The following is a 563-nucleotide window of genomic DNA, read 5'->3' on the forward strand; positions in this document are numbered from 1 at the left end:
AGTACGCCCCGGTCTTCCCCGTCAACTTCGGCTCCCTGGCCGACGCCCGCGCGTTCGGCGAGACGTTCTTCGGCTACTACAACCACGAGCACCGCCACTCCGGGATCGGACTGCACACCCCGGCCAGCGTCCACTTCGGCACCGCGGGACAAGTCCGCGCCCAGCGGCAGGTCACCCTCGACGCTGCCTACACCGCCCATCCGGAACGCTTCGGCCACCGCTGACCCGCAGCACCCACACTGCCCGCCACAGCCTGGATCAACCAACCCTCACAGGAGGCCCTCATACAGACCGCCTGACGGAAACTGTCTCACCAGACTTGACACCTTCCGCGGCCTCGAAGCGCATGCGAGCGATCTGAACCCCCTCGCGGTACTCATCAACAAGGCACTGATCGAGATTCCTCCCAAGTCGGAAGGTGTCAAGTCTGGTGAGACAGTTTCCGTCAGGCGGTCTGTATGAGGGCCTCCTGTGAGGGTTGGTTGATCCAGGCTGTGGCGGGCAGTGTGGGTGCTGCGGGTCGGCGGTGGCCGAAGCGTTCCGGATGGGCGGTGTAGGCAGCG

General features: G+C 65.4%; 1 protein-coding gene. It reads left to right on the plus strand.

Annotation, left to right across the window (positions count from 1 at the left end):
* Window positions 1–224, plus strand: a 224-nt coding sequence (locus BKD30_RS06325; RefSeq protein ID WP_143588083.1) for an integrase core domain-containing protein, incomplete at its 5' end; no start/stop codon positions are given.
* Between the last annotated feature and the right edge of the window lie 339 nt (window positions 225–563).

This window comes from Tersicoccus phoenicis (assembly GCF_001968835.1).
Classification (GTDB): Bacteria; Actinomycetota; Actinomycetes; order Actinomycetales; family Micrococcaceae; genus Tersicoccus; species Tersicoccus phoenicis.